This window comes from Streptomyces sp. ML-6, from assembly GCF_030116705.1.
GTDB lineage: Bacteria > Actinomycetota > Actinomycetes > Streptomycetales > Streptomycetaceae > Streptomyces.
Genome location: NZ_JAOTIK010000001.1, coordinates 4,409,001 through 4,433,300 on the forward strand (window position 1 = coordinate 4,409,001; position 24,300 = coordinate 4,433,300).

Below are 24,300 nucleotides of genomic sequence, written 5' to 3' on the forward strand. Positions count from 1 at the left end.
GGGGATCCGACGGAGCCGGCCGAGCCGGTCGTCTCGGAAGGCTGCTCGCCGAAGGATTGGGGTGACCGGTGCGTCATGGTACCGACGGTACGGGTGGATGGTCCGGTTCACCTACCGGGTGGTACGAAGATCAGACCGGGGGAGGAGATGAATGGTCCCGTGGGTGGACGAAGACCCCGACAGCGGATGCGGGACGGGCGCGCGGGTCCGGGCCCGGACGTACGCGGGTCCGGGCGCGGTCGTGCACGGGTGTCCGGGCGTGGGCGTACGCGGCTCGGCGTGACGGGCGTACGCGGGTGTGTGCGGCCCGGCGCGTGGGGGCGCACCCCCCGCGTACGCCGGTGTCAGGAAGCGGCGCTTTCGGCGGTCTCGTCCCGGCCGGTGGCGGCCGCCGCGGCGGCCCGCTTGATCGCGGCGTCGCGCCCCCGCACGTACCAGATGCCGATCAGCCCGAGCCCCGCACCGGCCAGGCAGGTCCACAGCCACCACAGGTGGCCGTGGTCGTCGAACCAGCCGTAGAACGGGAGCTGGACCAGGAAGAGGACGAACCAGAGGATCGTGCCGCCGGTGATGGTGGCGACGACGGGCCCCTCCAGGGGCTCGGGTGCCTCGTGCTTCGGTGTCCACTTCGCCATGGGCTCAGTGTATGGGGCCGTCCCGGACCCCTTCCCGAACCCTCCGTCCCCGCCGCCGCACCCCGGCACCCCAAGGGTCTACGCGCGGAGATAGCGATCTTTCCTTTATGTATTCATACTGAATCTGCTTATGGCTGTCTCGATTTATTCGTGTGAAAGTCCAAAGCTGACCGCATTTAGCCCCCCTCTCTGTACGTCTGAGGTCATACATGTCCCCCTCGGCCACCGCTCCGGTCGACTCCGAGCAGCCTTCGGCCCAACAGCCGCACAGTGCGCTGGATCGTTTCTTCAAGATCTCTGAGCGGGGGTCGTCGGTCGCGCGCGAGATCCGCGGCGGATTCGCCACGTTCTTCGCGATGGCCTACATCATCGTGCTGAATCCGATCATCCTCGGCAGCGCGAAGGACATGTACGGTCACCAGCTCGACGGCGGCCAGCTGGTCACCGCCACCGTGCTGACCGCCGCGTTCTCCACGCTCCTGATGGGCGTCATCGGCAACGTGCCGATCGCGCTGGCCGCGGGCCTCGGGGTCAACACCGTCGTGGCGCTCCAGCTCGCCCCCCGGATGAGCTGGCCGGACGCGATGGGCATGGTCGTCCTCGCGGGCTTCGTGGTGATGCTGCTGGTCGCGACCGGTCTGCGGGAACGCGTCATGCACGCCGTGCCGGCCTCGCTCCGCAAGGGCATCGCGATCGGCATCGGCCTGTTCATCCTGCTGATCGGCCTGGTCGACTCGGGCTTCGTCTCCCGCATCCCGGACGCCGCGCACACCACCGTGCCGCTCCAGCTCGGCGGCGACGGCCACCTCAACGGCTGGCCGGTCCTCGTCTTCGTCCTCGGCACGCTGCTCACCCTCGCGCTGCTCGTCCGCAAGGTGCCGGGCGCGATCCTGATCTCCATCGTCGCGATGACGGTCGTCGCGCTGATCATCAACGCCGTCGCCGACCTGCCGGCCGGGGCGTGGGGCCTGACCGTCCCGGAGTGGCCGGGCAACCCGGTCGCCACGCCGGACTTCGGGCTGGTCGGTCAGGTCAGCCTGTTCGGCGGGTTCGGCAAGGTCGGGCTCCTCACCGGCATCCTGTTCGTCTTCACCGTGCTGCTGTCCTGCTTCTTCGACGCGATGGGCACCATCCTCGGCGTCGGCGACGAGGCTAAGCTGACCGACCCGGAGGGCAACTTCCCCGGCATCAACAAGGTGCTGTTCGTGGACGGCATCGCGGTCGCCGCGGGCGGCGCCAGCTCCTCCTCCGCCACGACCTGCTTCGTGGAGTCCACGGCGGGGGTCGGCGAGGGGGCCCGTACCGGCTTCGCGAGCATCGTGACGGGTGCGCTGTTCACCGGCGCGCTGTTCCTGACCCCCCTGGCGACCATGGTCCCGTCGCAGGCGGCCACCCCCGCGCTGCTGGCGGTGGGCTTCCTGATCATCTCGGGCTCGGTGCGGGACATCGACTGGAGCGACTACACGCTCGCCATTCCGGCCTTCCTCGCCATGCTGATGATGCCGTTCACGTACTCGATCACCAACGGCATCGGCATCGGCTTCATCGCCTTCTCCGTGCTGCGGGTGGCGGCCGGGCGCTGGCGCGAGGTGCCGGTGCCCATGTACGTGGTGTCGGCGGTCTTCGTCTTCTACTACGCGATGCCGGCCCTCGGCCTCACGTGACCTCCCCGGTCCTGATCCCCGGGGCTCCCTCCGCCCCGTAGAACTTCTCAGTCTCGTCGACGGCCGCCTTGAAGCGCTCGTCGAAGTCATCGCGAATGAGCGTCCGGACGACATAGTCCTGGACGCTCATTCCGCGTTTCGCGGCGTGCTGCCGGAGCCGGTCGAGCAGCTCACCGTCTATCCGCAGGCTGAGCACAGTCGATCCCATGGCAAGCAGGGTTACGGCCCGGGGCGTCGTTTCATGTCACTTTCCGGATTCGACTCACTCGTTCGGGTGAGCAATTGGGCGAAGTGCCGCTCACGCGTGTAACACGAATGGTCTTTAGGTTGGGTAATGAGTTACGCTAATGAACATGCCTGACCTGATCCACGACGGCGAAAGTGCCGCCGCCGTGAGCTCCCTCCGCTCCGCCGTGATGCTGCTCAGCCGGCGCCTCAAGCACCAGCGCGTCGACGAGTCGCTGAGCCCCACCGAGATGTCGGTGCTCGGCACCCTCGCGCGGTGCGGCTCCGCCACACCCGGCGAGCTGGCCCGCAAGGAGCATGTGCAGCCCCCGTCGATGACCCGAATCGTCGCGCTGTTGGAAGCGAAGGGGCTGGTCAGGCTGGAACCGCACCCCGATGACCGTCGCCAGAAGGTGGTCAGCCAGACCGAGCAGGCGGAAGCCATGCTCGAGGAGAGCCGCTCCAAGCGGAACGCCTGGCTGACCGCCCTCGCCGAGGGCCTGGACGAGGACGAGTGGGAGACGCTGCGCAAGGCGGCGCCCGTGCTGGAGAAGCTCGCCCACCTGTAGCGGCGCGGGCGGCGCGCCGGCCCCGGCCGTCGCGCTGCCCGCACCGTCGCACCTCGTCAGTCAGCGAAACGTATACGCCCGAGGAGGCGAACCCCTTTGAGTACGGGATCCGGAGCAGACTCCGCCCCCGCACCGACCTCCACCCACGAGAGCAAGCCCGGCGGGACCTTCTCGTCGTTGAAGATACGCAACTACCGCCTGTTCGCCACGGGCGCCGTGATCTCCAACACCGGTACCTGGATGTCCCGCATCACGCAGGACTGGCTCGTCCTGAGCCTCACCGGGTCCGCCGCAGCCGTCGGCATCACCACGGCCCTCCAGTTCCTCCCGATGCTCCTCTTCGGCCTGTACGGCGGGGTCATCGCGGACCGCTTCCCGAAGCGGAAGCTCCTCCTGTTCAGCCAGGCGGCGCTCGGCCTGTGCGGGATCGCCCTGGCGGTCCTCACGCTCTCCGGCGTCGTCCAGGTGTGGCACGTCTACCTCATCGCGTTCCTGCTCGGCATGGTGACGGTGGTCGACAACCCGGCCCGCCAGTCCTTCGTGTCCGAGATGGTCGGCCCCGCGCAACTGCGGAACGCGGTCAGCCTCAACTCGGCCAACTTCCAGTCCGCCCGGCTCATCGGCCCCGCCGTCGCGGGTGTCCTGATCACCACGGTCGGCAGCGGCTGGGCCTTCATGTTCAACGGCCTGTCGTTCCTCGCCCCGCTCGTCGGCCTGCTGATGATGCGCACGAACGAGCTGCACCACGTCGCCGTCGTGCCGCGCGCCAAGGGCCAGCTGCGCGAGGGGCTGCGGTACGTCTCCGGGCGCCCCGAGCTGATCTGGCCGATCGTCCTGGTCGGCTTCGTCGGCACGTTCGGCTTCAACTTCCCGATCTGGCTCACGGCCTTCGCGGACGAGATCTTCCACGGCGGCGCCGGGATGTACTCGTTCTTCAACATCCTCATGGCGGCCGGCTCCCTCGCCGGTGCCCTGCTCGCCGCCCGCCGCCGCTCCTCGCGGCTGCGGATGCTGGTGGCCGCGGGCACGGTGTTCGGCCTGCTGGAGATCATCGCGTCCCTGTCGCCGTCCGTCTGGCTCTTCTCGATCCTGCTGGTCCCGATCGGCATGATCGGCCTGACGACCAACATCAGCGCGAACACGAGCGTCCAGATGGCCGCCGACCCCGCCATGCGCGGCCGGGTCATGAGCCTGTACATGATGGTCTTCGCCGGTGGTACGCCGGTGGGCGCCCCGATCGTCGGCTGGATCAGCGACGCCTACGGGGTCCGTACGGGCATGGCCGTCGGCGGCGCGTTCTCGCTGGTGGCCGCGATCGGCGTCGGCATCGTGCTGGCCCGGGTCGGCAACCTCCGCCTCCGCGTCGACCTGCGTCCGGGCCGCCCGCACGTCCGGTTCGTCCCCCGGGAGGAGCTGGCCACCGCGGCCTGAACCCCTCCCCGGGACCCCACCGCCCCGGCAGTGCCCACGGGTACCGCCGGGGCGGTGCCACACTCGGCGCATGAGCTGTCCCAGACTCTTCGCCGCCGTGCTGCCGCCCGCTTCCGCAGTCGAGGAACTGCGCCGTGCCGTCACCCCGTTGCAGACGCTTCCCGGGGCCGGGGGCCTGCGCTGGACGGGGGTGCCCGGCTGGCACTTCACGCTCGCCTTCTTCGGGCCCGTGGACGAGGAGCTGCTGCCCGAACTGGACGCGCGCCTCGCGCGGGCCGCCCACCGCACCGACCCCTTCCCGCTGCGCATCCACGGCGCCGGGCGGTTCGGCGGCCGGGCGCTCTGGGCGGGGGCCGCGGGCTCGCTCGACATGCTGCGGCTCCTCGCCGAACGCGCCGACGCCGCCGCCCGCCGCGCCGGCGTCCCCATGGAGGAGCACCGCCGCTACGTCCCGCACCTCACCCTCGCCCGCAGCCGCCGGGCCGAGGTCGACCTGCGCCCCTGGACCGACGCGCTCGGCGGCTTCGAGGGCACCCCGTGGGAGGTCGGCGAGCTGTCCCTCGTACGCAGCGACCTGCCGGTCGCCGGGGTGCGGGGGGAACAGCCCCGGTACGAGGTGGTCGCATCCTGGTCGCTGGGGCGCTGAGGGCTGCGGTTACGCTCGAAGGGTGGATCCGAAGACCAGAAACCGCATCATGGCGGCCGTGCTCGTGCTGATGTTCCTCGTCGTCGCCGTGGCGGCCGCGGCCGGGGCGTGACCCGGCGGGCCCGCCGGGCCGGGCGCTGACACCTGCCCGGTTTCAGCGGGAGCGCCGCGAGCGGCCGAACCGGCGCGCCGCCGCCCCGCCCTCGCCGCAGCGAGGAGGCGGGACGGCCGGGGCCGGGCGGGGCTGTCACCCCTCGGTCGTCGAGCGCTACCAGGCGAAGGCCTCCGGGGCGGGCCCCGGCCCCGGGAAGATCTCGTCCAGCGACGCCAGCAGCTCCGGGGACAGGTCGAGCTCCAGCGCCCGCAGCGCCGAGTCCAGCTGCTCCTGGTTGCGCGGCCCGATGATCGGTCCCGTCACCCCCGGCTGCGCCAGGAGCCACGCCAGGCCGACCTCGCCGGGCTCCAGGCCGTGCTTGTCGAGCAGGTCCTCGTACGCCTGGATCTGCTTGCGCTGCTCCGGGTCGCGCAGGGCCTCCGCGCCGCGGCCGGAGGCCGAGCGGCCGGTCGCGCCCTCGCGCTCCTTGCGGATCGCGCCGCCCAGCAGGCCGCCGTGCAGCGGGGACCACGGGATGATGCCGAGCCCGTACTCCCGCGCCGCCGGGATGACCTCCATCTCGGCGCGGCGCTCCATCAGGTTGTAGATGCACTGCTCGCTGACCAGCCCCAACGAGCCGCGCCGGGCGGCCAGTTCATTGGCCTGAGCGATCTTGTACCCGGCGAAGTTCGACGAACCCGCGTAGAGGATCTTGCCCTGCTGGACCAGGACGTCGATCGCCTGCCAGATCTCGTCGAAGGGCGTGTTCCGGTCGACGTGGTGGAACTGGTACAGGTCGATGTGGTCCGTCTGGAGCCGCTTCAGCGACGCCTCGACCGAGCGCCGGATGTTCAGGGCGGAGAGCTTGTCGTGGTTGGGCCACGCCGCGCCGTCGGGGCCCATGTTCCCGTACATCTTGGTGGCCAGGACCACCTTGTCGCGGCGTTCGCCGCCCTGGGCGAACCAGGTGCCGATGATCTCCTCGGTACGGCCCTTGTTCTCGCCCCAGCCATACACGTTCGCCGTGTCGAAGAAATTCAGACCCGTGTCCAGCGCCGCGTCCATGATGGCGTGGCTGTCCACCTCGTTGGTGTGCGGGCCGAAGTTCATCGTGCCGAGCACGAGTCGGCTGACCTTGAGTCCGGTGCGTCCGAGCTGTGTGTACTTCATGGTTCTCCAGCCAACGCCTTCGAGCCCGCTCGAAGCAAGGGCACCGGGCCGGTCGGGGCTGCCGTGACCGGTCACGACCGGCCACCGGTCATGGTTGCCGTCGCTCACGGCTGCCGGAAGGCGACCTCCGGGTGGCCGGCCGAGGGCCCGTCCAGCAGTGGCTGCGGCGTGCCGCGCAGGTGGAGGCCGAAGAAGGCGGTCAGGTAGTCGCGCGTGAGCTGCCAGGACCGCTGCCCGGTGAGCGGCGCGGCGGGGTCGGCCAGGCCGAGCTGGTCGGCCAGTACGGGCAGGTCGGTGAAGGTGAAGTGCTCGGCCCCGGTGACCGTCAGCCAGCGCTTCCAGCCGTCCAGCCGCGCCCAGGCGGCCGACCAGTCGTTCTGCCCGCCGGGGCTGTGCGTGGTCTCGGTGCCCATCATCAGGAACGGGCGGCCGTCCAGGCCGTCCTCGGGCAGCGGCTCGAAGAAGCCGCCGTCCAGGTTCAGCCCGGCCCCCACCCGCTGGTCGCGCGCCATGAGCGCGGCGGCGCTCGCGCCCCCGATGGAGTGCCCCGCCGCACCGATCCGTCGCGGATCGACCATGCGGGCGTACGGGAGGGCCGGACGCCCCTGAACGGTCCGGGCCGTCGCCCCCGACGCGGTCGTCAGCCGGTCGATCACGAACGAGAGGTCGTGCGCCCGCCCCACGGCCACCCGCGCGTAGTCCCCGGTCGACTCGACCCGTTCGCACGCGGTGCAGGTGAGCACCCGGCCGCCGGGGAAGGAGGTGCCGATCGACTCGTACGCGTGGTCGACGGCGGCGACGACGTACCCGCGGCTCGCCAGGTCGTTCGCCAGGGACGTGAGGGTGCTGCGGGGCATCGAGAAGCCCGGCGAGAGCACCACCAGCGGGAAGCGGCCGGGGGCGGGGCGGGCGTCGACGCGTGCGTGGGTGCGGGTGGCGGCGACGGTCCCGGCGGGGACGACACCGTCGAGCCCCCTCGACTCCAGCAGGAGCCGGGCCTCCTCCGGGGTCATGTACGCCGCGGAGCCGCCCCCTCCCGGACCGGCCGGGCGGTGCGCCGGGTAGTACACCGACACCATCAGCTCCCGGTCCGCCGAGGGCACCCACGGGTCGCGGCGCCCGGGGTCGGTCAGGTGCAGGGTCTGGGTCCCGACCGCGTGTCGGCCCCCGGGGCGCGGCAGGGCCAACTCCGTGGCCGCCGCGACCTCGGAGGCGGGGGCGGGGGTGGAAGGGGCGGCCGTGGCCGGGCCCGTACCCAGGAGGGTGAGGGCCAGGGAGAGTCCGAGGAGGGCGGAGGCGGTCGTGCCGCGGCGTCGGTTCATGCCCCGAACGCTAGGTCCGGGGCACCGCCCGGCACGTCGGCCCACGGGTGGTGAACGGAGCGGCGGAACGTACCTCCGTGGGCGGACGCCGTACAACCCTGGTCCTACTCGGATCTCCTGCGAACTCCCGTGCCCCACCCGGGACATGACGGGGCGGTGACGCGACGACGCTACGAAGCGTCCCGGACCGCGAACCGGTCCAGGGCCGCCAGCACCGCCCGGCTCGTCGCCGCACCGCCCAGGTGTCCGGCGCCCTCGATCACGGTCAGCTCGGCGTCCGGCCACGCCTTCGCCAGTTCCCACGCGGTGATGAGCGGCCCGCCCAGGTCGGCCCGGCCGTGCACCAGCACGCCCGGAATCCCCGCCAGCCGTCCCGCGTCCCGGAGCAACTGCCCCTCCTCCAGCCAGGCGCCCTGCGAGAAGTAGTGCGAGCAGATCCGCACCAGCGCCTGCCGCGCCCGGTCGGGCCGCCCGCTGTACGGGGGCGGACCGGCGTACGCCTCCTGGGAGAGCACCGCGTCCTCCCACGCGCACCAGTCGGCCGTCGCCCGCTCCCGCACGGCGGCGTCGGGGCTCTCCATCCGCCGGGCGTACGCGGCCAGTACGTCGGGCGTCGCGCTCCCCTCGACCTCCGGGACCCCGGCCCGGAACAGCTCCCACGCCTCGGGGAAGATGTGGCCCGCGCCCCGGTACAGCCAGTCGATCTCGGAGCGCCGGGTGGTGGTGACGGCCGGGATCACGATCTCCGAGACCCGCTCCGGGTGCTGTTCGGCGTACGCGAGGATCAGCGTCGAGCCCCAGGAGCCCCCGTACAGCAGCCACTTCTCGATCCCGAGCCGGACCCGCAGCCGCTCCATGTCGGCGATCAGCCGGTCGGTGGTGTTGAACCGCATGTCGGTGGCCGGGTCGCTGGCGTGCGGGGTGGAACGCCCGCAGCCCCGCTGGTCGAAGAGGACGATCCGGTACAGGTCCGGGTCGAAGTACCGCCGGGGCCGCTCGGTGCACCCCGACCCGGGGCCGCCGTGCACGACGACGGCGGGCTTGCCGTCCGGGTTGCCGCACACCTCCCAGTACACGAGGTTGCCCTCGCCCACGTCGAGCATGCCGTGCTCGTACGGTTCGATCGGCGGGTACTTCTCGTCGGGTCTGCGGTCCACGGCGAACTCCCTCGGTGCTTCGGCTCTTCGGCTCTTCGACTTGTCGGTTCTTCGTCTCTCCGGCCCGGGACGGCTCCCGCGGGCAAAGGAGCCAGCCTACGGCCGGGGCGTAACCTGAGGGGCGTGAATCCCGCACCGCGTGTTCTGGCCGTACTCGACGATCTGCTCCGTGCCGCGACCCACGAAGAGCGTGGCGCGTTGTGGCAACTGGCCGAGCAGGGGCGGGAGCTGGACGCCAACCTGGTGCGCCTCCCGCCGGGCGCCGAGGTGGGCGAGCACCAGGAGGACGTCCTGGACGTCCTCCTCGTCGTCGTCGAGGGCAGCGGCCGGATCACCACGCCGGACGGCGTACTGGACCTGGCCCCGACCACGGCCGTCTGGCTGCCCCGCGGCTCCCGCCGCGCGCTCGCCGCCGGCCCGGACGGCCTCGCCCACCTGACCGTCCACCGCCGCCGCCCCGGCCTGACCATCAAGCCCCCGGCCGCTTCCCCGGCCACGTCCCGGGTCACGTCCCGGGTCGAGAGGCCCGCCGTGCCCCCGGTCGCGTCGCCGATGCCGTACGACGGGGGCGGCGGCGAGGCCCCCTGCATGCTGGACCGCGTCTGCCCCGCCTGCGGACGCCTCTCGCACGACCCGGAACCGGTGTTCTGCAGCCGGTGCGGGGAGCGGTTCGCGTAGGTGCGGGGGCTGGGAGCCGGCAGCGGGAAACAGGGGAGGCGAGCACGGTGATGACGGAGCCCGCGCCGGTGGACCTGGTCCGGCTGGAGGACACCGAGGGCAACAGCTGTGTCGTACGCGTCACCGGGCGTTTCCGCCCCGGGGTGCTGACCGGGCACGACGTCCTGTGCGCCGACGTGCTCGTGTCCGCGAGCTTCCTCGACGCCCGGCTGGACATGTACCTCCTCCCGCAGGATCTCGACGCCTGGCAGGAGGGCCTGCCCGGCCTCGTCCCGGGGCGGCAGATCGGCCTCGGCGGGGACCGCGGCCTGCGGCTCGTCCTCCGCGCCCACGAGGGCGGCCTGCTGTCGGTCTCGGTCGTGGACCCGGACCGCCTCACCACGCTCCTGGGAATCCGCCCGGAAGGGAACTGGCTCGCCCGACTCCGGGAGGGCGCGGACCGGGTGAGGCGGACCTGGCCGGTCGAAGTCGTCGAGACGGCCCCGATGACCTACGAGTGGAGCCCCGGCCGCAAGCGCTGAGGCACACGACGTCGTGCGACTGGTTCCCGGTCGGGACCGACGGAGGCCGTTCCCCGATCGAGAAGGGCACGGCAGCCGTTGTACCGGTCGACGGGCCGGGTGCGAGCCGATGCGGGAGGCCCCGTGACGTGACCGAATCGCAAGTCATGTTGATCGGCCCGGATATGACTGAGCGTCTAATCTGTTGCCTCCATGTAGTCCACAGGGGGTCGCATGCACAGCGAGGGTACGGACGGCCGCGATTCGGGCAGTGGGCAGGGCGACGAATCCCTCCGTGGGCCCGGTGGCGGCTGGACGGACGACTGCCTCCGGAGCGACTCGACCGAGCACGCCCAGCCGTGGCCGGAGACGCAGCCGACCCCCGGGGCGTCGGGCCGTGCGACGGCGACCCCCGCACCGCACCATGTGATCGACGGCCGTTACGAACTCCTGCACAGCCTCGGACGCGGCGGCATGGGCGAGGTCTGGGAAGCCCTGGACACCCGTCTCGACCGGCACGTCGCGGTGAAGGGCCTGCTCGGCCGGGACGCCGTGGGAGTGGCCACGCAGGAGCAGATGATGCACCGGGCGCGGCGCGAGGCCGCGGCCATCGCCAAGATCAGGCACCAGAACGTGGTGGCCGTGCACGACAGGGTCGAGTCCGGCAACCAGGTCTGGATCGTGATGGACCTGCTCGACGCGCGTTCGCTCGCGGACCTGATGCGTGCGGAACAGCGGCTCTCGGTGCGGCGGACGGCCGCGATCGGCCTTCAGGTGCTGGGCGGGCTGCGGGCGGTCCACGAGGCGCGGGTGGTCCACCGCGACGTGAAGCCGTCCAACATCCTCTTCGCCAAGGACGACTTCGCGATCCTGGCGGACTTCGGGATCGCGACCTTCGACGGCGCCGTGCCGCTCACCAGGGCCGGGGAACTCATCGGAACGTTCAAGTACCTGGCGCCCGAACTCCTCGGCCAGACGTCGCAGCAGAGTGCCGCGACCCCGGCGTCCGACCTGTGGTCGCTGGGCGTCACGCTGTACGAGATGGTCGAGGGCAGGCACCCGTTCGACCGGCCCAACGAGTACGAGGTCCTGGTCGCGGTCTGTCAGTCGGACCCGCTGCCGATGGAACACGGCAAGGCTCTGGCCGAGGTCGTGGGGCGGCTGATGCACAAGGACCCGCAGCAGCGGCTGAGCGCGGAGACCGCGGAGGAGATGCTGCGGAACGTTCTCCGCAGGACCGCCGTGTCCCGGGCCTCCGACCCCACTCCCACTCCTGACCCCGCTTCCGCCCCCGAGTCTGTGCCCGAGCCCGCCCCGGCGAAGGCGGCGGAGGAGCCGGCAGAAAAGGCAGGGGAAGAAGCAGCGGCAGAAGCGGCGGAGGGGAAGAAGGGGAACAAGGGGAACGCGGCGTCCGCGCCCGTGACGCCGCAGGCACCGGTGCCCGCGACGCCGCCGGTACAGGTGTCCGCGACGCCGCCCGTACCACCCGTGCGTGCCGCCCGGGAGCCGGAGGGGCGGGGCGGAGGCCGGGGACGGCGGAAGGCCGTGGTGGGTGCGGTGTGCGCGGCGCTGCTGGCCGGTCTCGTATGGGGTGGCGCGGAATGGCTGGGGAAGGACGGCGGGACGGACCCGACGGGCGGCCAAGCCGGGTCGGGGCCCGCACCGGAGCCGTACATCAAGAAGCAGCCGACCCTGACCGTGGGCGTCAAGGACGACCAGCCCGGTCTGAGCGAGAGGGTCAAGGGCGGCACGTACCGGGGGTACGAGGTCGACCTGGCCTACGCGATCGCGCACGACATGGGCTACAGCCGTGAGCGCGTCGTCTTCGTGCCCGTGAGCAGTGAGAACCGGAGCACGAAGCTGAAGATGGGCGAGGTGGACCTGGTCATCGCCACCTACAGCATCACGGAGGAGCGCAAGCACGCGAAGGCGCCGGACTACAGCGTCGCGTTCGCCGGTCCGTACTACGTGGCGAGCCGCAGCTTCATGGTGCGCAGGAAGGCGAAGGCCGTGTCGATCGACGACTCCAGGGTGCTGAAGAAGAAGGATCTGGAGGTGTGCACGGCGCGGGGGTCGACGTACGAGGGGTGGCTGCCCAAGGCCGGTTACACCATGACGGAGTTGCTCCCGAACGGCTACGACCGGTGCGTGCGGGACCTGCTGGACCCGGCGTCGCCGGTCTACGCGGTGAGCACGGACGACGTCATCCTCGCCGGGTTCGTCAAGGGCAACTCCGCCGAGCTGAAGCGGCTGGACAGCAGCGCGGGCGCGGAGGGCTACGGCGTCGCGATGAACCCGGACGAGAAGGGGCTGAAGAAGGAGGTGTGTTCGGCCCTGGAGAGGATCATGACCGACGGGTCCTGGGAGAAGTTGTACGCCGACCACCTCTCCCCGCTGCTGGACAGGACGAACCCGCCGAAGAAGCCGAAGATGGCGGAGTGCCGGTCCTGATGTGACGGTGCGCCAGGTCGATGGGTCGATGGGTCGACGGGGGCGGATCGGTGGGTTCGCTCAGCGGTCGACGACCCACGCGGCATCGGCCGGGGGCCGGCCGGTGGCGAGGACGTGGCGGACGATCCGGAACGCCTCGCCGAGGGGCACGGTGTCGGCGTCCGGGTACTCGTCGGACTGGCCGTTCGAGAGCTCGAAACCGTCGCTCCACCCGTCGGCCCCGGGGTCCGCGGCGTGCCCGCCCGGGTCGCCGGGGTGTTCGAGGAGCATCACCATCGCCCGTTCGGTGTTGCTCACGACGGCCAGGGACCGTCCGGACGCGCTTTCCAGCCAGGCGTCGAGCTTCCCCGCGGTGATCCTGCTCCGGAGCACTTCCGTCACCGTGTCCGCGGCCACCGGGGCGGCGCCGTCCGTCAAGGTCCATGACTCCACGGGGGCGATCCTCTCACGGCACGGCCCTGCGGCGTCGGCGCCCACCGGCCGCCGGGCGTCCAAAATCCGTGGAGGCACCCGGCGTCGGCGGTCATGATGACGCCATGAGCAATCGTGTGCCCGCAGCCCCCGTGGAAGCCCTGATCGTCGTGGACGTCCAGGCCGATGCCGTGACCGGTGACCGGGCGGTGCCCGACGCCGTACGGCTCGTGGACCGTACGGCGGACCTGATCGCCCGGGCGCGGCGGGAGGGGGCGCTCGTCGTCCATGTGCAGAACGACGGGGAGCCCGGTGCGGGCGACGAACCGGGCACGCCCGGCTGGGAGTTGCACCACCCCGTCGAGCCGTCCCCCGTGGAGACCGTGATCCGCAAGACCTGGGACGACGGCTTCGAGGAGACGTCACTGGAGAGCCTGCTGACCGGTCACGGGGTCCGGTCGCTCGTCGTCTGCGGCGTGATGTCGGAGATGTGCGTGCAGGCCACCGCCCGTACGGCACTGGAACTGGGGTACCGGGTCGTCATGCCGCACGACGCCCACGCGACGCACGACATACCGGCCGCGCCCGGGATCAGCGACATGGTCCCGGCCGCCGCGGTCTCACGGGTCGCCGAATGGGCCCTGGGCAGCGACCTGGAGGTCGTGGCCCGTGCCGCGGACGTCGTGTTCACCGCCCTGCCCCGCGTACCGGCCGAAGGCTGAAGAACGCGACGGGACGACGGGACGGGACGACAGGGTGGTGGGGCGACAGAGCAGCGGGCGGCGGGGTGGCCGGATCCGGGCGGTCAGTCGGGCCTGAGGGTGCGCCAGATCCGGTCGGGCAGGATGCGCGCGGCCTGCGCGAGGTCCATGTCGTACGTATGGGCCAGCCAGCGGTGCGCTGCCTCGGCGACCGGCCCCATGACCAGGACCTCCAGGATGGGCACCGGCATGGGGGCGATCTCGCCCGCCAGGACCCGCGGCGTCATCCACTCCGAGATGACCGCCAGCTTGGCCGCCTTGGCGGTACGGATCTCGTCGGCGTGCGTTGCGAGGTAGCCGGAGTGGGCGGACGCGTGCAGGAAGAGCGCGGCGTCCGGGTGCTCCTCGGTGAAACGCAGATAGGCGACGATCAGGGCCCGGACCCCGGTACGGGCGGTGCGCGCGCGGTTCAGCGCGGCGGTCATCTCGTCGAAGAGCTGCTCCATGCAGCGGATGTACAGGGCGGCGGCGAGGCCGTCGAAGCTGCCGAAGTGGTGGTAGAGGCTGCCGAGGCTGACGCCGCTGGCCTCGGTGACCGCGGTGACGGTGAACCCCGGCCGGCCGGACGTCGCGTACACCTCCAGCGCTGCGGTCAGGAGCCGGTCGACGGTGACCTCACCGCGTTGTTGCTTAGCCACGGTGATTCCGCCCTGTGAGGGGCGTCGTGTCCGCTGCCCGGTGGTCCGTCGCCCGGTTTTCCGCCATGACGACAGCCTATCGCACCGTGATTAGAGGATTTTTCTAGAAAAGAACTCCATGAGTCCGGTTGTGCGGTTCGTGCTTGCGGAGGCCCGGCCCGGGAGACCGGACGATCGGGAACCGCCGGGCCCGCTCCCGGCGTCCTCACGCGCGCCGCCCGTGCGGGCGGCGCGCCGAAAACCGTGCGGGCACGTCCCGCACAGATCCTGAGGAGCAGCATGAGCGTCAACGGCAGCACGCGATCCCGGAGCGGCAGCCGCAGCAGCACCGGTCTTCCGGCCCGGCGCGGCACCCGCAGGGCTCTCCTGGACTGTTCGAAGGCGGTGCTGGTCGTCGGGCTCCTCGTGGGTGCGGCCACCGCGTGCAGCGACTCGTCCGAGAAGGACGGGACGCACGCCGCCAAGGAGTGGAAGGTCGGCGACTGCGCCGGGCCCGACAAGGAGGTCAAGGACAGCTACCAGCCGATGGACTGCGACGAGGCCGGGGCGACGATCAAGGCCCTTGAGGTCAAGGGCGGTTCCATGTTCTCCGACGCCATTCAGTGCCCGGCCGGGACGGACCAGATCATCTCGGTGAAGGTGTCCTTCGGCTCCGGCGACGCCAAGTCCGGGCTCCCGAGCAAGACCATCTGCGGCCGCAACCTGTCCGGCGACCACCCCGGTGACGCCGGTGCGGGCGGCGGTCAGCTGGTGAAGGGCGACTGCGTCACCGACCAGGCCAAGGAGGTCGCCTGTGCCGGTGCGGGCAGCGGCGTGACCAAGGTGGTCGACCTGAAGGAGAAGGCCGAGCAGTGCCCGTCCGGCTCCGACCCGCTGGAGCTGTTCCCGAGCCCGGGCCGTCCGTACAACGCGATCTGCACGAGCAAGATCTGACCGGACGGGTCGGTTCGGTCCGGATCCGATCGGTTCGGGTTCGATCGGGTCCTTCAGGTCCTTCGGGTCCTTCGGGTCCTTGTGAACGGACCACACGGATGGACACCGCGCGGCCGGTGGAGCCCCCGCTCCACCGGCCGCGCCGCGTTTCCGACCGGTACGGATCGGGTGCGAACAGGCCGTCCAGCAGGCGCAGCACGTCATCCACCGTGTGTATGTCGCGGTCCACGGGGGACCCCCTTTCAGGTCTTTCCGGCGAACGGCGATCGTAGGTCCGTCCGGCCCCGCCGTCCGCCCGGAACCCCATACCAGCAACGGTTCGATGGGTAATCGGACTTGGCCCAGGGACCACCCTGCGCGGGTCCGATTGCGTGGCGGAGTCACCAACGGTGGGGCGGAGCGAGGAGAGTGGGGGCAGCGGTACGGAAGACGAAGGAGGACCGTGGTGGGTGTCGTGGCGAAGCAGCGGAACGGTGCGGTCGGGCAGTCCATGGAGGTTCTGGAGGCGCGGGAGCGACTTCTGCGGGCGGGGCGGGAGTTGTTCGCCCTGTACGGGTACGCGAACACGAGCGTCGAGGATCTGTGCGTCCGGGCGAAGGTGCCCACGCACGTCTTCCACCAGGAGTTCCTCTCCCGTGAAGTGCTGCTGATGGCGCTGTACGACGAGGTGGCGACCCACGGCATCCGCGCGGCCGAGAACGCCCTGATGGCGGAGGGCATGGAGGACTGCACCACGACGGAACGGGTCCGGCTGCTCTTCGAGGCCTACGTCAAGGCGGTCACCGTGGACCCGTGCGCCGCCAGGGTGGCCTTCGTGGAGGTCCTGGGGGTGAGCCGGGAGGTGGACAAGCACCTGGCGACCTGGCGGTCGATGTGGATCGAGTTCCTCACGTCCGAGGCCGAGCGCGCCGTGCGCCGGGGCGAGGCGGTGGCGCGGGACCACACGGTCACCGTCACGGTGCTGAACCACTCGGTGGACGAGCTCATGGCCCACCACGGCCGACGGCCCCGGCAGGTCGACGCCGAGTGGCTGACCGACGAGCTGACCCGTCTCTCGCTGGCCATGATCCTGTCATCCTGACCTGCTCCTCTGCTCCTCCCCCCGTGGACCGGGCGACCCGCCCCGGCCCTCCCGAGGACCGGGCGACCCGCCGCAACCGCCGCGGACCGGACGACGACCCGCAGGGGCGCGAACCGAATAATGGGGGGATGGCGAAAGGCGCGGATCACACGGAACGACCGGACGACGAGATCACGACCGTCCTGACCGGCGTCGGGCCCCGGCTGCGGGCCCTGCGCCGGGACCGCGGCACGACCCTGGCCCAGCTCAGCGAGGCGACCGGGATCTCCCTCAGCACCCTCTCCCGCCTGGAGTCCGGTGGCCGCAAGCCCACGCTCGAACTGCTCCTGCCCCTGGCCAAGGCGTACGGGGTGCAGCTGGACGAACTCGTCGGCGCCCCGACCACCGGCGACCCGCGCGTCCACTTCCGCCCCTTCGTCCGTGACGGCATGACGTTCGTACCGCTCACCCGGCACCTCGGCGGGCTGCACGCGTACAAGCAGATCCTGCCCGGCGGACGGGGGTCGACGGGGCCGCTGGAGCAGCGGGTGCACGAGGGGTACGAGTGGCTGTACGTGCTGGCGGGGCGGTTGCGGCTGGTGCTGGGGGAGCACGACATGGTGCTCACGGCGGGCGAGGCCGCCGAGTTCGACACGCGCACCCCGCACGCGTGGGCCAGTGCCGGGCCGGAGCCGGTGGAGTTCCTCAGCCTGTTCGGACAGCAGGGGGAGCGGATGCACGTGAGGGCCCGGCCCGCCCAGCGGTGAGCCGCGTCGGGCGCGTACCCGAAACGGGGCGGGAACGGCTCACGGGCGGGCCGTGTACGGGCCGCCCACCCCCCACGCCTGGTGCATCGCGTCGGCGAACGCGCCCGCCAGCAGGTGTTCGCCGGTGGGGCCGGGGTGCGTCCCGTCGTACGTGTCCCGGTGGATGTCGTACCCCGGCGGGCGGGACGCCAGCAGGATCGGGGACATCGGCTCGTCGAGGTCGGCGACGACCTTCGCCAGCAGTTCGTTGAAGCGCTCGCACTCGGCGGCGAACGGGGCGTCCGACTCCGCCCGGACGTTCGGTATCACGGGCATGAACACCATCCTGACGTGCGGGTTCGCGGTCCGGGCCGCCGCGACGAACGCCCTGGCGTTCAGCGCGGTCTGCCCGCTGTCGGTGTAGAACCCGAGGTCTATCAGGCCGAGCGAGACGAGCAGCACGTCGGTGCGGTGCTCGGCCACCGTGCCGGCTATCACCGGGGCCATGTGCAGCCAGCCCTCGCCCCAGCCGGCCAGGTGGGCGCGGGCCGCGGCGGGGAAGTCCGGCGCGCCGTACTCGTGACAGACCGGGGCGTCCGCCGCCGTGTCGTACAACGCGCTGCGCGGTCCGACGATCGCGAACGGCGTGCCGAGCGTGGCGGTGAGGTGCTGCCACATCCGGTAGCGCCAGGTGAAGTCGCCGGCGCAGCCGATGGTCATGGAATCGCCGACAAACGTGAACCGCATGGCGTCATCATCGCGGATCACCGCTCCGGCCTGCGACGTGACGATGGACACTTGGGCCATGCGTTCGTACCTGACTGTGTCCGTGGCCGCCGCGCTGTTCCTCCTCGCCGGGCCGGCCCCGGCCGTGGCCGACGACGGGGCCGACCGGAGCTTCACGATCGAGGACCCCCGGATCACCGAGTCCAGCGGCCTCGCCGCCAGCCGCGCCCACCCCGGCATCTACTGGACGCACAACGACAGCGACGACGGGCCGTACGTCTACGCCGTCGACTCCCGCACCGGGAGGACCGTCGCGACGATCACCCTGCGCGGGGTGGGGCAACCGCGCGACGTGGAGGCCATCTCGCTCGGCCCCGACGGCAACCTGTACGTCGGTGACATCGGCGACAACCTGAACGGCAGCTGGGACCACGTCTGGATCTACCGCTTCCCGGAGCCGAAGGAGCTGAAGGACACGACGGTCCGGGCCACCCAGTTCGACGTGAAGTACGCCGACGGCCCGCGCAACGCGGAGGCGCTGATGGTCCACCCGAAGACGGGGCGGGTCTACATCGCGTCGAAGAACGAGGAGGGCGGCGGGCTGTACGAGGGCCCGGAGAAGCTGACCACCGGCGGCGCCAACGTGTTCAAGCGGGTGGGGGAGGTGCCGTGGGTGACGGACGGGGCGTTCTCGCCGGACGGCGAGGAGCTGCTGCTGCGCTCCTACTTCAGTGCCCGCGCCTACGCCTTCGAGAACGGCAGGCTCGGCGCCGACCGCGCCGTACGGGCCCCGATCCAGCGGCAGGCCGAGTCGGTGACGTACACGGCGGACGGGTCGGCGCTGATGTTCGGCTCGGAGGGGGAGCAGAGCGACGTGGAGCGGGTGGAGGTGACCGGTCGGCCCGGTGAGGACGGGAAGTCGCCGTCCGGGGACGGCACCTCGTCCGGCTCGTCCGACGGGGGCACGGACGGCGCGAAGAGCATCGGCCTGACCGGCACGCTGGTGCTCGTGGGGGTGGGCTTCCTGGTGTTCCTGGGGCTGCGGCGGAAGAAGGGCTGACCCGGCGGGGGTGCAGAAGGAGGACCCTCGGGGGCGCGGGAGGGCTGATCGTCCGGGGCCGCCCGTGCACTCCCCGGCGCGGCGCTCGTTCACTCCCCGGCGCGCTGCTCGACGAGCACCTCGAAGCCGTCGATCAGCCGTTGCAGGCCGAACGCGAAGTGGTCGACGTCGTAGCTGAAGGCGTCCTCGTCGAGCGCCGCCATCAGCGGGTAGTCGCCGCTCGCCATGGCCCGTTCCAGGTAGGGGGTCTGGTTCTCCCAGAAGGCGTCGTCGCTCAGTCCGGTCTGCCGCGCGGCCTCGACGGCCTGGAGCCGGGTGCGGGCGATGCCCTCCACGAAGCTGTTGACCGTGATGATCGTCGAGATCAGCTCCCGGTCGGGCAGCCCCATGTTCCCGAGGCCGGTGAGGGCCAGTTCGAGGCCCCGCAGGGCGCTGGGGCCCAGGACCGTGCGCGCCTGGTTGACCTTGAGGAGCCAGGGGTGGCGGTTGAGCTGCTCCAGGTAGGCGCGGGCCATGGTGGCGAGGGCGACGCGCCAGTCCGCCGGTACGTCGGCCGGGGCGGCGTCCAGGGACTCGCCCTGTACGTGGTCGAGCATCAGGTCGAGCAGCTCGGCCTTGCCGGGGACGTAGCGGTAGAGCGACATCGTGCCGGTGCCCAGGTCGGCGGAGAGCCGGCGCATCGAGAGGGCGGCCAAGCCCTCCGCATCGGCGATCGCCACGGCGGCGGTGACGATCCGGCCGAGGGTGAGAGCCGGTTTGGGGCCGCGGCTGGGCCGGTCGCCGGTGTCCCAGAGGAGTTCCAGACTGCGCGCGATGTCGCCGCTGCCGCTCGTCGTTCCGTCCGCCCCACCCGCTGAAACGCTTTTCGTCATGGGTTCAGCGTAAGACTCCGGCCAAAAAATGAGTACGCTGTACTCTAATTAGGGTACGGTGTACCCAATTCATTGACGGAGGGGGTTCCGGCATGGCCGTGAGCGAATGTGCCGTACGTGCCGAAGGACTGGTGAAGCGGTACGGGGGAGGGCGCCGGGGGAAGCGGGGCGCCGAGGAGAAGCGGGCGCTCGACGGGTTCGACCTGGCTGTCCGGCCCGGTACCGTCCACGGGCTGTTGGGGCCCAACGGGGCCGGCAAGACCACCGCCGTGCGCGCCCTGTCGACGCTGCTGCGGTTCGACGGGGGGCGGGCCGAGGTCGCCGGGGTGGACGTGGCGCGCGACCCCCGGCTCGTACGCGCGAGGATCGGGCTCACCGGGCAGTACGCCGCGGTCGACGAGGTCCTGACCGGGCGGCAGAACCTGGAGATGTTCGGGCGGCTCTTCCGCCTGGGCGGCGCGCGGGCCCGGTTGCGGGCCGCGGAGCTGCTGGAACGGTTCGATCTGTGCGACGCCGCCGACCAGGGCGTCAAGGAGTACAGCGGCGGCATGCGGCGCCGCCTCGACCTCGCGGCCTCGGTGATCCTCGCGCCCCGGGTGCTGTTCCTGGACGAGCCGACGACGGGACTCGACCCGCGGAGCCGGGGCGAGGTCTGGGACAGCGTACGGGCGTTGGTCGCGGGCGGCACGACGGTGCTGCTCACCACCCAGTACCTGGAGGAGGCCGACCGGCTCGCCTCGCGCATCACCGTCATCGACCGGGGCCGGGCCATCGCCGATGACACCCCGGACGGGTTGAAGAACCGGGTGGGCGGCGACCGGATCGAGGTCGTCGCGGCCGAGTCCGCCGACCTGCCGGCGGTCGCGAAGGCCGTGGAGCGCGTCGCCGGGACCGGCCCCGTGGTCCGGGACGAGGAGGCCCGCCGCGTCCACGCCCAGGTCACCGCCGACCGGGTCGCCGCGCTCACCGAGGTCGCGCGCACCCTCCAGGACGAGGGCGTCGGGATCGAGGACATCGGGCTGCGCCGACCGAGCCTCGACGACGTGTTCCTGAACCTGACCGGACACCGCACGAAGACGCCCGAAGAGTTCGAGAAGAAGGAGGCGGCGGCATGACGACCGCCCTCGCACCGCACCCGGCCGGACCCGCCCCGCACATGACCGGCCCCGAACGCGGCCGGCTCGGCTGGGCGCTCGCCGACAGCTGGAACGTCACCCGGCGCAGCCTCACCCACTACCAGCGCCAACCGACCGCCATCGTCTGGCAGTTGGGATTCCCGATCCTCTCCGTGCTGCTGTACGGGTACGTCTTCGGCAGCGCCATGAAGGTGCCCGGAGGCGGCGACTACCGGGAGTTCCTGATGCCGGGCATGTTCGCCACGACCATGGCGATGGGGTTCATGAACACCGCGATGGCCGTGGCCACCGACATCGGCAAGGGCGTCGTCGACCGGTTCCGCTCCATGCCGATGGCGCCGTCCGCGGTCTCCGCCGGACGCGGCCTCGCCGACCTGGTGGTCGCCGCCGCCGAACTGGTGATCCTCGCGGTGACGGCCCTCGCGATCGGCTGGCGCGCGGACGGCGGACCGGCCGCCGCCGTCGGTGCGTTCGGACTGTTGCTGCTGCTCCGGTTCAGCCTGATCTGGGTCGGCGTCTGGCTGGGGCTCCTGCTCCCGGACCCGGAGGCGGCGGGCGGCCTGTACGCCGTCGCCTTCCCGGTCACGATGATCTCCAGCGCCCTGGTCGCCCCCTCCCTGATGCCGGGCTGGCTGGGCACCCTCGCCGCCTGGAACCCGATCTCGTCGACGGTCACGGCGGCCCGTGAACTCTTCGGCAACCCGGTGGCGGGCGGCGGGACCTGGGTGGAGGAACACGCCCTGCTGATGGCGGTGGTGTGGCCGCTGGTGCTGACCGCGGTGTTCCTGCCGCTGGCGGTGCGGCGGTTCCAACGACTGAGCCGCTGAGCTGAAGAGTTGCCGAGTTGCCGGGCCGTCGTTGTCAGTGGCCCGTGCGAGCATGCGCTCCGTAAGGAAGCACGGGGGCACAGGAACAGCGCTTACGGAGGATCCATGGGCACGTGGGACACCGGCCACTTCGACAACGACACCGCGGCGGACTTCTCCGGGACGGTCGACGACACGCCGGAGAACGAACGGGAAGCGGTGATCCGCGAGGCCCTGGAGGCGGTGATCGCCCCCTCGGACTACCTGGACAGTGACGACGGGGCGGTCGCGGTCGCGGCGGCGGCGCTGGTCGCCGCCCAGTGCCCGGGAGGCGAACCGGTGACCACCGCGTACGGCCCCGACAAGCCGCTGCCGACCCTGTCGACGGACCTGCGTCCCCTCGCGGTGAAGGCCCTCGACGCGGTGCTGGGCGAGGACTCGGAGCTGCGCGAGCTGTGGGACGAGGGGGGCGACGAGGAATGGGCCGCGGGCATCGCCCGGCTCCGGGAGGTGCTGGTGGCGGCCTCCGGCTGATCAGGCGCCGGGCCGATCGGTCGCGGGGGCGGCCGGTCGATCAGACGCGGGGGCGGCCGGCCCGGACGAGCTCGTCGACGTCGAGGGTCACCGGGGCGCCGATCGACTCGGGCAGCGTGACCGTCTGCCCGGGGGCGTACACCTGGTGGCTGTCGTAACCGCCGCCGACGGGCTCCGTCAGGACGTGCACCCGGCCGTGCCGGCGGTCGACGATCACGTACACCGGGATCTTGGCCTCGGCGTATGCGACGACCTTGTTGCGCAGGTCGTTGTTGTAGTTGCTGGAGGTGACCTCCAGCACGAGGCGGAAGACGGCGGGGTCGTAGCAGTTGTTCTCGATCAGGTGCTCGTCGAGATCGGCGTCGACGATCGCCAGGTCGGGAATGGCGTAGTCCTCGGGGCCGCCGGGGAGCCACAGGCCGATTCCCTGAATGACCTCCGTCTCGCCGTCGTCCAGACCGGCTGCGATGAAGGGGCGCATGATCTTGGTCAACGCTCGGCCGTGCGGTCCGTCCGGGGGTGGGGCCACGGTGATGACGCCTCCGATGATCTCGACGTGGTAACCCGGGTGCTGCTCCATGAGCTTGTTGGCCGTTTCGAGCAGCGATTCCGGGTCACCGTCACAGGGGTGCTCGACTGCTGCTGCAGACATTGCGGGCCTCCTGAAGGGGTGATGTCGAGGTCATCATCGTAGGACGGTCCGCGGTGAATCGCCCGAAAGGCGTTCCGCCACCCGACCGGATGAACGAGAAGTGCCCCGCGCTGACGCGCGGGGCACTTCCTCGTACGGGGTGTTGCGTACGGATCCTGCGTACGGGTACTACGCCGTCACAGCTTCTCGATCACGTAGTCGATGCAGGCCGTCAGCGCCTCCACGTCCGCCGGGTCGATCGCCGGGAACATCGCCACGCGCAGCTGGTTGCGGCCCAGCTTGCGGTACGGCTCGGTGTCCACGATGCCGTTGGCGCGCAGGGCCTTGGCGACGGCCGCGGCGTCGATCTCGTCCGTGAAGTCGATCGTGCCGATGACCTGCGAGCGCTTGGCCGGGTCGGTGACGAACGGGGTCGCGTACTTCGACTCCTCGGCCCAGCCGTACAGGTTCTGCGCCGAGGCGGCGGTGCGGCCGGTGGTGAAGTCCAGGCCGCCCTGGGTGTTCATCCAGGTCAGCTGCTCGTTCAGGAGGAAGAGCGTGGCCAGGGCCGGGGTGTTGTACGTCTGGTTCTTGAGGGAGTTGTCGATCGCCGTCGGGAGCGAGAAGAACTCCGGGACGTGCCGGCCCGAGGCGTGGACGCGCGCGGCGCGCTCCAGGGCCGCCGGGGAGAAGACGCCGATCCAGAGGCCGCCGTCCGAGGCGAAGGACTTCTGCGGGGCGAAGTAGTAGACGTCCGTCCGGGTGATGTCGACCGGCAGGCCGCCCGCGCCGGAGGTGGCGTCCACCAGGACGAGGGCGCCCTCGTCGGCGCCCGCGACGCGCTCGATCGGCGCGGCGACACCGGTCGAGGTCTCGTTGTGCGTGAAGGCGTAGACGTCGACGCCCGCCTCGGCCCGCGGGTCCGGGTGGGTGCCCGGCTCGGAGGCGATCACGGTCGGGTCGGCCAGCCACGGGGCGAGCTTGGCGGCCTTCGCGAACTTCGAGGAGAACTCGCCGAAGTTCAGGTGCTGGGACTTCGTCTCGATGAGTCCGTGCGTCGCGATGTCCCAGAAGGCGGTGGAGCCGCCGTTGCCCAGGATCACCTCGTAGCCCTCGGGGAGGGAGAAGAGGTCGCGTACGCCCTGACGCACCGCGCCGACCAGGTTCTTGACCGGGGCCTGGCGGTGGGACGTACCGAGAAGGGACGTGCCGGTGGCGGCCAGGGCGTCGAGCGCCTCCGTCCGCACCTTGGAAGGACCGGCGCCGAAGCGTCCGTCGGCGGGCTTGATGTCAGCGGGAATCTGGATATCGGCCACGAACCGGAGCGTAGTACCTCACGGACACGGCCGGGCGCCGTGTCCGTGAGGTGAGATATGTACCCCGGTCCGTGGACAGCTCCGGGGGGCGCCGGGCGGCCCGGTGCGCGGCGCGCCCGGAAGAGCCC

Annotated in this window: 26 protein-coding genes; 15 read left to right on the forward strand and 11 right to left on the reverse strand. The window is 71.5% G+C overall.

From position 1 onward, the window contains the following. Positions 1–344 precede the first annotated feature (344 nt). The gene (locus OCT49_RS19585) at positions 345–635 is read right to left on the reverse strand and encodes a DUF2530 domain-containing protein (RefSeq protein ID WP_283853152.1); all 291 of its coding nucleotides are present in this window, start codon (positions 633–635) and stop codon (positions 345–347) included. Positions 636–844: 209 nt separating this feature from the next. Here OCT49_RS19585 and OCT49_RS19590 point away from each other — a divergent pair, with 209 nt between their 5' ends. Next, positions 845–2,299 (forward strand): NCS2 family permease, encoded by a 1,455-nt coding sequence (locus OCT49_RS19590; protein ID WP_283853153.1) that lies wholly within the window; start codon positions 845–847, stop codon positions 2,297–2,299. Here OCT49_RS19590 and OCT49_RS19595 read toward each other — a convergent pair. Then, positions 2,292–2,507, reverse strand: a complete 216-nt coding sequence (locus OCT49_RS19595) for a ribbon-helix-helix protein, CopG family (protein ID WP_283853154.1) — start codon at positions 2,505–2,507, stop codon at positions 2,292–2,294. The genes OCT49_RS19590 and OCT49_RS19595 overlap by 8 nt on opposite strands. A gap of 145 nt (positions 2,508–2,652) precedes the next feature. Between OCT49_RS19595 and OCT49_RS19600 the strand changes: the two genes are divergently transcribed. From OCT49_RS19600 to thpR, 3 genes are all read left to right on the forward strand, one after another. Continuing rightward, positions 2,653–3,093 carry a MarR family winged helix-turn-helix transcriptional regulator gene (locus OCT49_RS19600; RefSeq protein ID WP_283853155.1) on the forward strand — a complete coding sequence of 147 codons (441 nt, stop codon included), beginning with the start codon at positions 2,653–2,655 and terminating at the stop codon, positions 3,091–3,093. Between the two features lie 96 nt (positions 3,094–3,189). Then, a complete protein-coding gene (locus OCT49_RS19605) occupies positions 3,190–4,524 on the forward strand; it encodes an MFS transporter (RefSeq protein WP_283853156.1) in 1,335 nt (444 codons plus the stop codon). 70 nt (positions 4,525–4,594) lie between these two features. Beyond that, positions 4,595–5,170 (forward strand): RNA 2',3'-cyclic phosphodiesterase, encoded by a 576-nt coding sequence (thpR, locus tag OCT49_RS19610; RefSeq protein WP_283853157.1) that lies wholly within the window; start codon positions 4,595–4,597, stop codon positions 5,168–5,170. 268 nt (positions 5,171–5,438) lie between these two features. Here thpR and OCT49_RS19615 read toward each other — a convergent pair whose 3' ends face one another. The 3 genes from OCT49_RS19615 to pip form a co-directional block, all read right to left on the reverse strand. Continuing rightward, positions 5,439–6,434, reverse strand: a complete 996-nt coding sequence (locus tag OCT49_RS19615; protein WP_283853158.1) for an aldo/keto reductase — start codon at positions 6,432–6,434, stop codon at positions 5,439–5,441. 104 nt (positions 6,435–6,538) lie between these two features. Next, positions 6,539–7,756 (reverse strand): alpha/beta hydrolase family protein, encoded by a 1,218-nt coding sequence (locus tag OCT49_RS19620; protein ID WP_283853159.1) that lies wholly within the window; start codon positions 7,754–7,756, stop codon positions 6,539–6,541. A 170-nt stretch (positions 7,757–7,926) separates the two neighbouring features. Beyond that, entirely contained in the window at positions 7,927–8,913 is a 987-nt protein-coding gene (pip, locus tag OCT49_RS19625; RefSeq protein WP_283853160.1) for a prolyl aminopeptidase, read from the reverse strand. Between the two features lie 123 nt (positions 8,914–9,036). Between pip and OCT49_RS19630 the strand changes: the two genes are divergently transcribed. The 3 genes from OCT49_RS19630 to OCT49_RS19640 all read left to right on the forward strand — a co-directional run bounded on the left by OCT49_RS19630 (position 9,037) and on the right by OCT49_RS19640 (position 12,542). Continuing rightward, positions 9,037–9,591 carry a hypothetical protein gene (locus tag OCT49_RS19630; protein WP_283853161.1) on the forward strand — a complete coding sequence of 185 codons (555 nt, stop codon included), beginning with the start codon at positions 9,037–9,039 and terminating at the stop codon, positions 9,589–9,591. Between the two features lie 50 nt (positions 9,592–9,641). After that, complete coding sequence (locus tag OCT49_RS19635) at positions 9,642–10,112, forward strand: DUF5959 family protein (protein WP_283853162.1); 471 nt, start codon at positions 9,642–9,644, stop codon at positions 10,110–10,112. A 213-nt stretch (positions 10,113–10,325) separates the two neighbouring features. Next, complete coding sequence (locus OCT49_RS19640) at positions 10,326–12,542, forward strand: serine/threonine-protein kinase (protein WP_283853163.1); 2,217 nt, start codon at positions 10,326–10,328, stop codon at positions 12,540–12,542. A gap of 60 nt (positions 12,543–12,602) precedes the next feature. Here the strand turns inward: OCT49_RS19640 and OCT49_RS19645 are convergent, their stop codons facing one another. Then, positions 12,603–12,974: a hypothetical protein gene (locus OCT49_RS19645; RefSeq protein ID WP_283853164.1), complete on the reverse strand. Its 372-nt coding sequence runs from the start codon at positions 12,972–12,974 to the stop codon at positions 12,603–12,605. A 104-nt stretch (positions 12,975–13,078) separates the two neighbouring features. Between OCT49_RS19645 and OCT49_RS19650 the strand changes: the two genes are divergently transcribed. Next, the gene (locus OCT49_RS19650; RefSeq protein WP_283853165.1) at positions 13,079–13,675 is read left to right on the forward strand and encodes a cysteine hydrolase family protein; all 597 of its coding nucleotides are present in this window, start codon (positions 13,079–13,081) and stop codon (positions 13,673–13,675) included. An 83-nt stretch (positions 13,676–13,758) separates the two neighbouring features. Here the strand turns inward: OCT49_RS19650 and OCT49_RS19655 are convergent, their stop codons facing one another. Beyond that, on the reverse strand, positions 13,759–14,352 hold the full coding sequence (locus OCT49_RS19655; protein ID WP_283853166.1) for a TetR/AcrR family transcriptional regulator: 594 nt from the start codon (positions 14,350–14,352) through the stop codon (positions 13,759–13,761). A 279-nt stretch (positions 14,353–14,631) separates the two neighbouring features. Between OCT49_RS19655 and OCT49_RS19660 the strand changes: the two genes are divergently transcribed. The 3 genes from OCT49_RS19660 (at position 14,632) to OCT49_RS19670 (ending at position 17,112) form a co-directional block, all read left to right on the forward strand. Then, complete coding sequence (locus OCT49_RS19660; RefSeq protein ID WP_283853167.1) at positions 14,632–15,285, forward strand: hypothetical protein; 654 nt, start codon at positions 14,632–14,634, stop codon at positions 15,283–15,285. 490 nt (positions 15,286–15,775) lie between these two features. Next, entirely contained in the window at positions 15,776–16,366 is a 591-nt protein-coding gene (locus OCT49_RS19665) for a TetR/AcrR family transcriptional regulator (RefSeq protein ID WP_283855861.1), read from the forward strand. 128 nt (positions 16,367–16,494) lie between these two features. Next, positions 16,495–17,112 (forward strand): helix-turn-helix domain-containing protein, encoded by a 618-nt coding sequence (locus OCT49_RS19670; RefSeq protein ID WP_283853168.1) that lies wholly within the window; start codon positions 16,495–16,497, stop codon positions 17,110–17,112. Positions 17,113–17,151: 39 nt separating this feature from the next. Here OCT49_RS19670 and OCT49_RS19675 read toward each other — a convergent pair whose 3' ends face one another. Beyond that, positions 17,152–17,898, reverse strand: a complete 747-nt coding sequence (locus tag OCT49_RS19675) for a GDSL-type esterase/lipase family protein (protein ID WP_283853169.1) — start codon at positions 17,896–17,898, stop codon at positions 17,152–17,154. Between OCT49_RS19675 and OCT49_RS19680 the strand changes: the two genes are divergently transcribed. Continuing rightward, positions 17,897–18,877 (forward strand): YncE family protein, encoded by a 981-nt coding sequence (locus OCT49_RS19680; RefSeq protein WP_283853170.1) that lies wholly within the window; start codon positions 17,897–17,899, stop codon positions 18,875–18,877. The two genes, OCT49_RS19675 and OCT49_RS19680, sit on opposite strands and share 2 nt — an antisense overlap. An 89-nt stretch (positions 18,878–18,966) precedes the next feature. Here the strand turns inward: OCT49_RS19680 and OCT49_RS19685 are convergent, their stop codons facing one another. Continuing rightward, positions 18,967–19,749, reverse strand: coding sequence for a TetR/AcrR family transcriptional regulator (locus OCT49_RS19685; RefSeq protein WP_283853171.1), 783 nt, complete (start codon positions 19,747–19,749; stop codon positions 18,967–18,969). A 92-nt stretch (positions 19,750–19,841) separates the two neighbouring features. On the opposite strand from OCT49_RS19685, the gene OCT49_RS19690 reads away from it, so the two are divergent. The 3 genes from OCT49_RS19690 to OCT49_RS19700 all read left to right on the forward strand — a co-directional run bounded on the left by OCT49_RS19690 (position 19,842) and on the right by OCT49_RS19700 (position 22,225). Next, entirely contained in the window at positions 19,842–20,864 is a 1,023-nt protein-coding gene (locus tag OCT49_RS19690; protein ID WP_283853172.1) for an ATP-binding cassette domain-containing protein, read from the forward strand. Continuing rightward, positions 20,861–21,712 (forward strand): ABC transporter permease, encoded by an 852-nt coding sequence (locus OCT49_RS19695; RefSeq protein WP_502963396.1) that lies wholly within the window; start codon positions 20,861–20,863, stop codon positions 21,710–21,712. Before OCT49_RS19690 ends, OCT49_RS19695 begins: the two co-directional genes overlap by 4 nt. 105 nt (positions 21,713–21,817) lie before the next feature. After that, the gene (locus OCT49_RS19700; protein WP_283853173.1) at positions 21,818–22,225 is read left to right on the forward strand and encodes a DUF4259 domain-containing protein; all 408 of its coding nucleotides are present in this window, start codon (positions 21,818–21,820) and stop codon (positions 22,223–22,225) included. A 40-nt stretch (positions 22,226–22,265) separates the two neighbouring features. Here the strand turns inward: OCT49_RS19700 and OCT49_RS19705 are convergent, their stop codons facing one another. Beyond that, positions 22,266–22,877 (reverse strand): Uma2 family endonuclease, encoded by a 612-nt coding sequence (locus tag OCT49_RS19705; RefSeq protein WP_283853174.1) that lies wholly within the window; start codon positions 22,875–22,877, stop codon positions 22,266–22,268. Between the two features lie 176 nt (positions 22,878–23,053). Then, complete coding sequence (gene serC, locus OCT49_RS19710) at positions 23,054–24,172, reverse strand: phosphoserine transaminase (RefSeq protein ID WP_283853175.1); 1,119 nt, start codon at positions 24,170–24,172, stop codon at positions 23,054–23,056. Positions 24,173–24,300 lie beyond the last annotated feature (128 nt).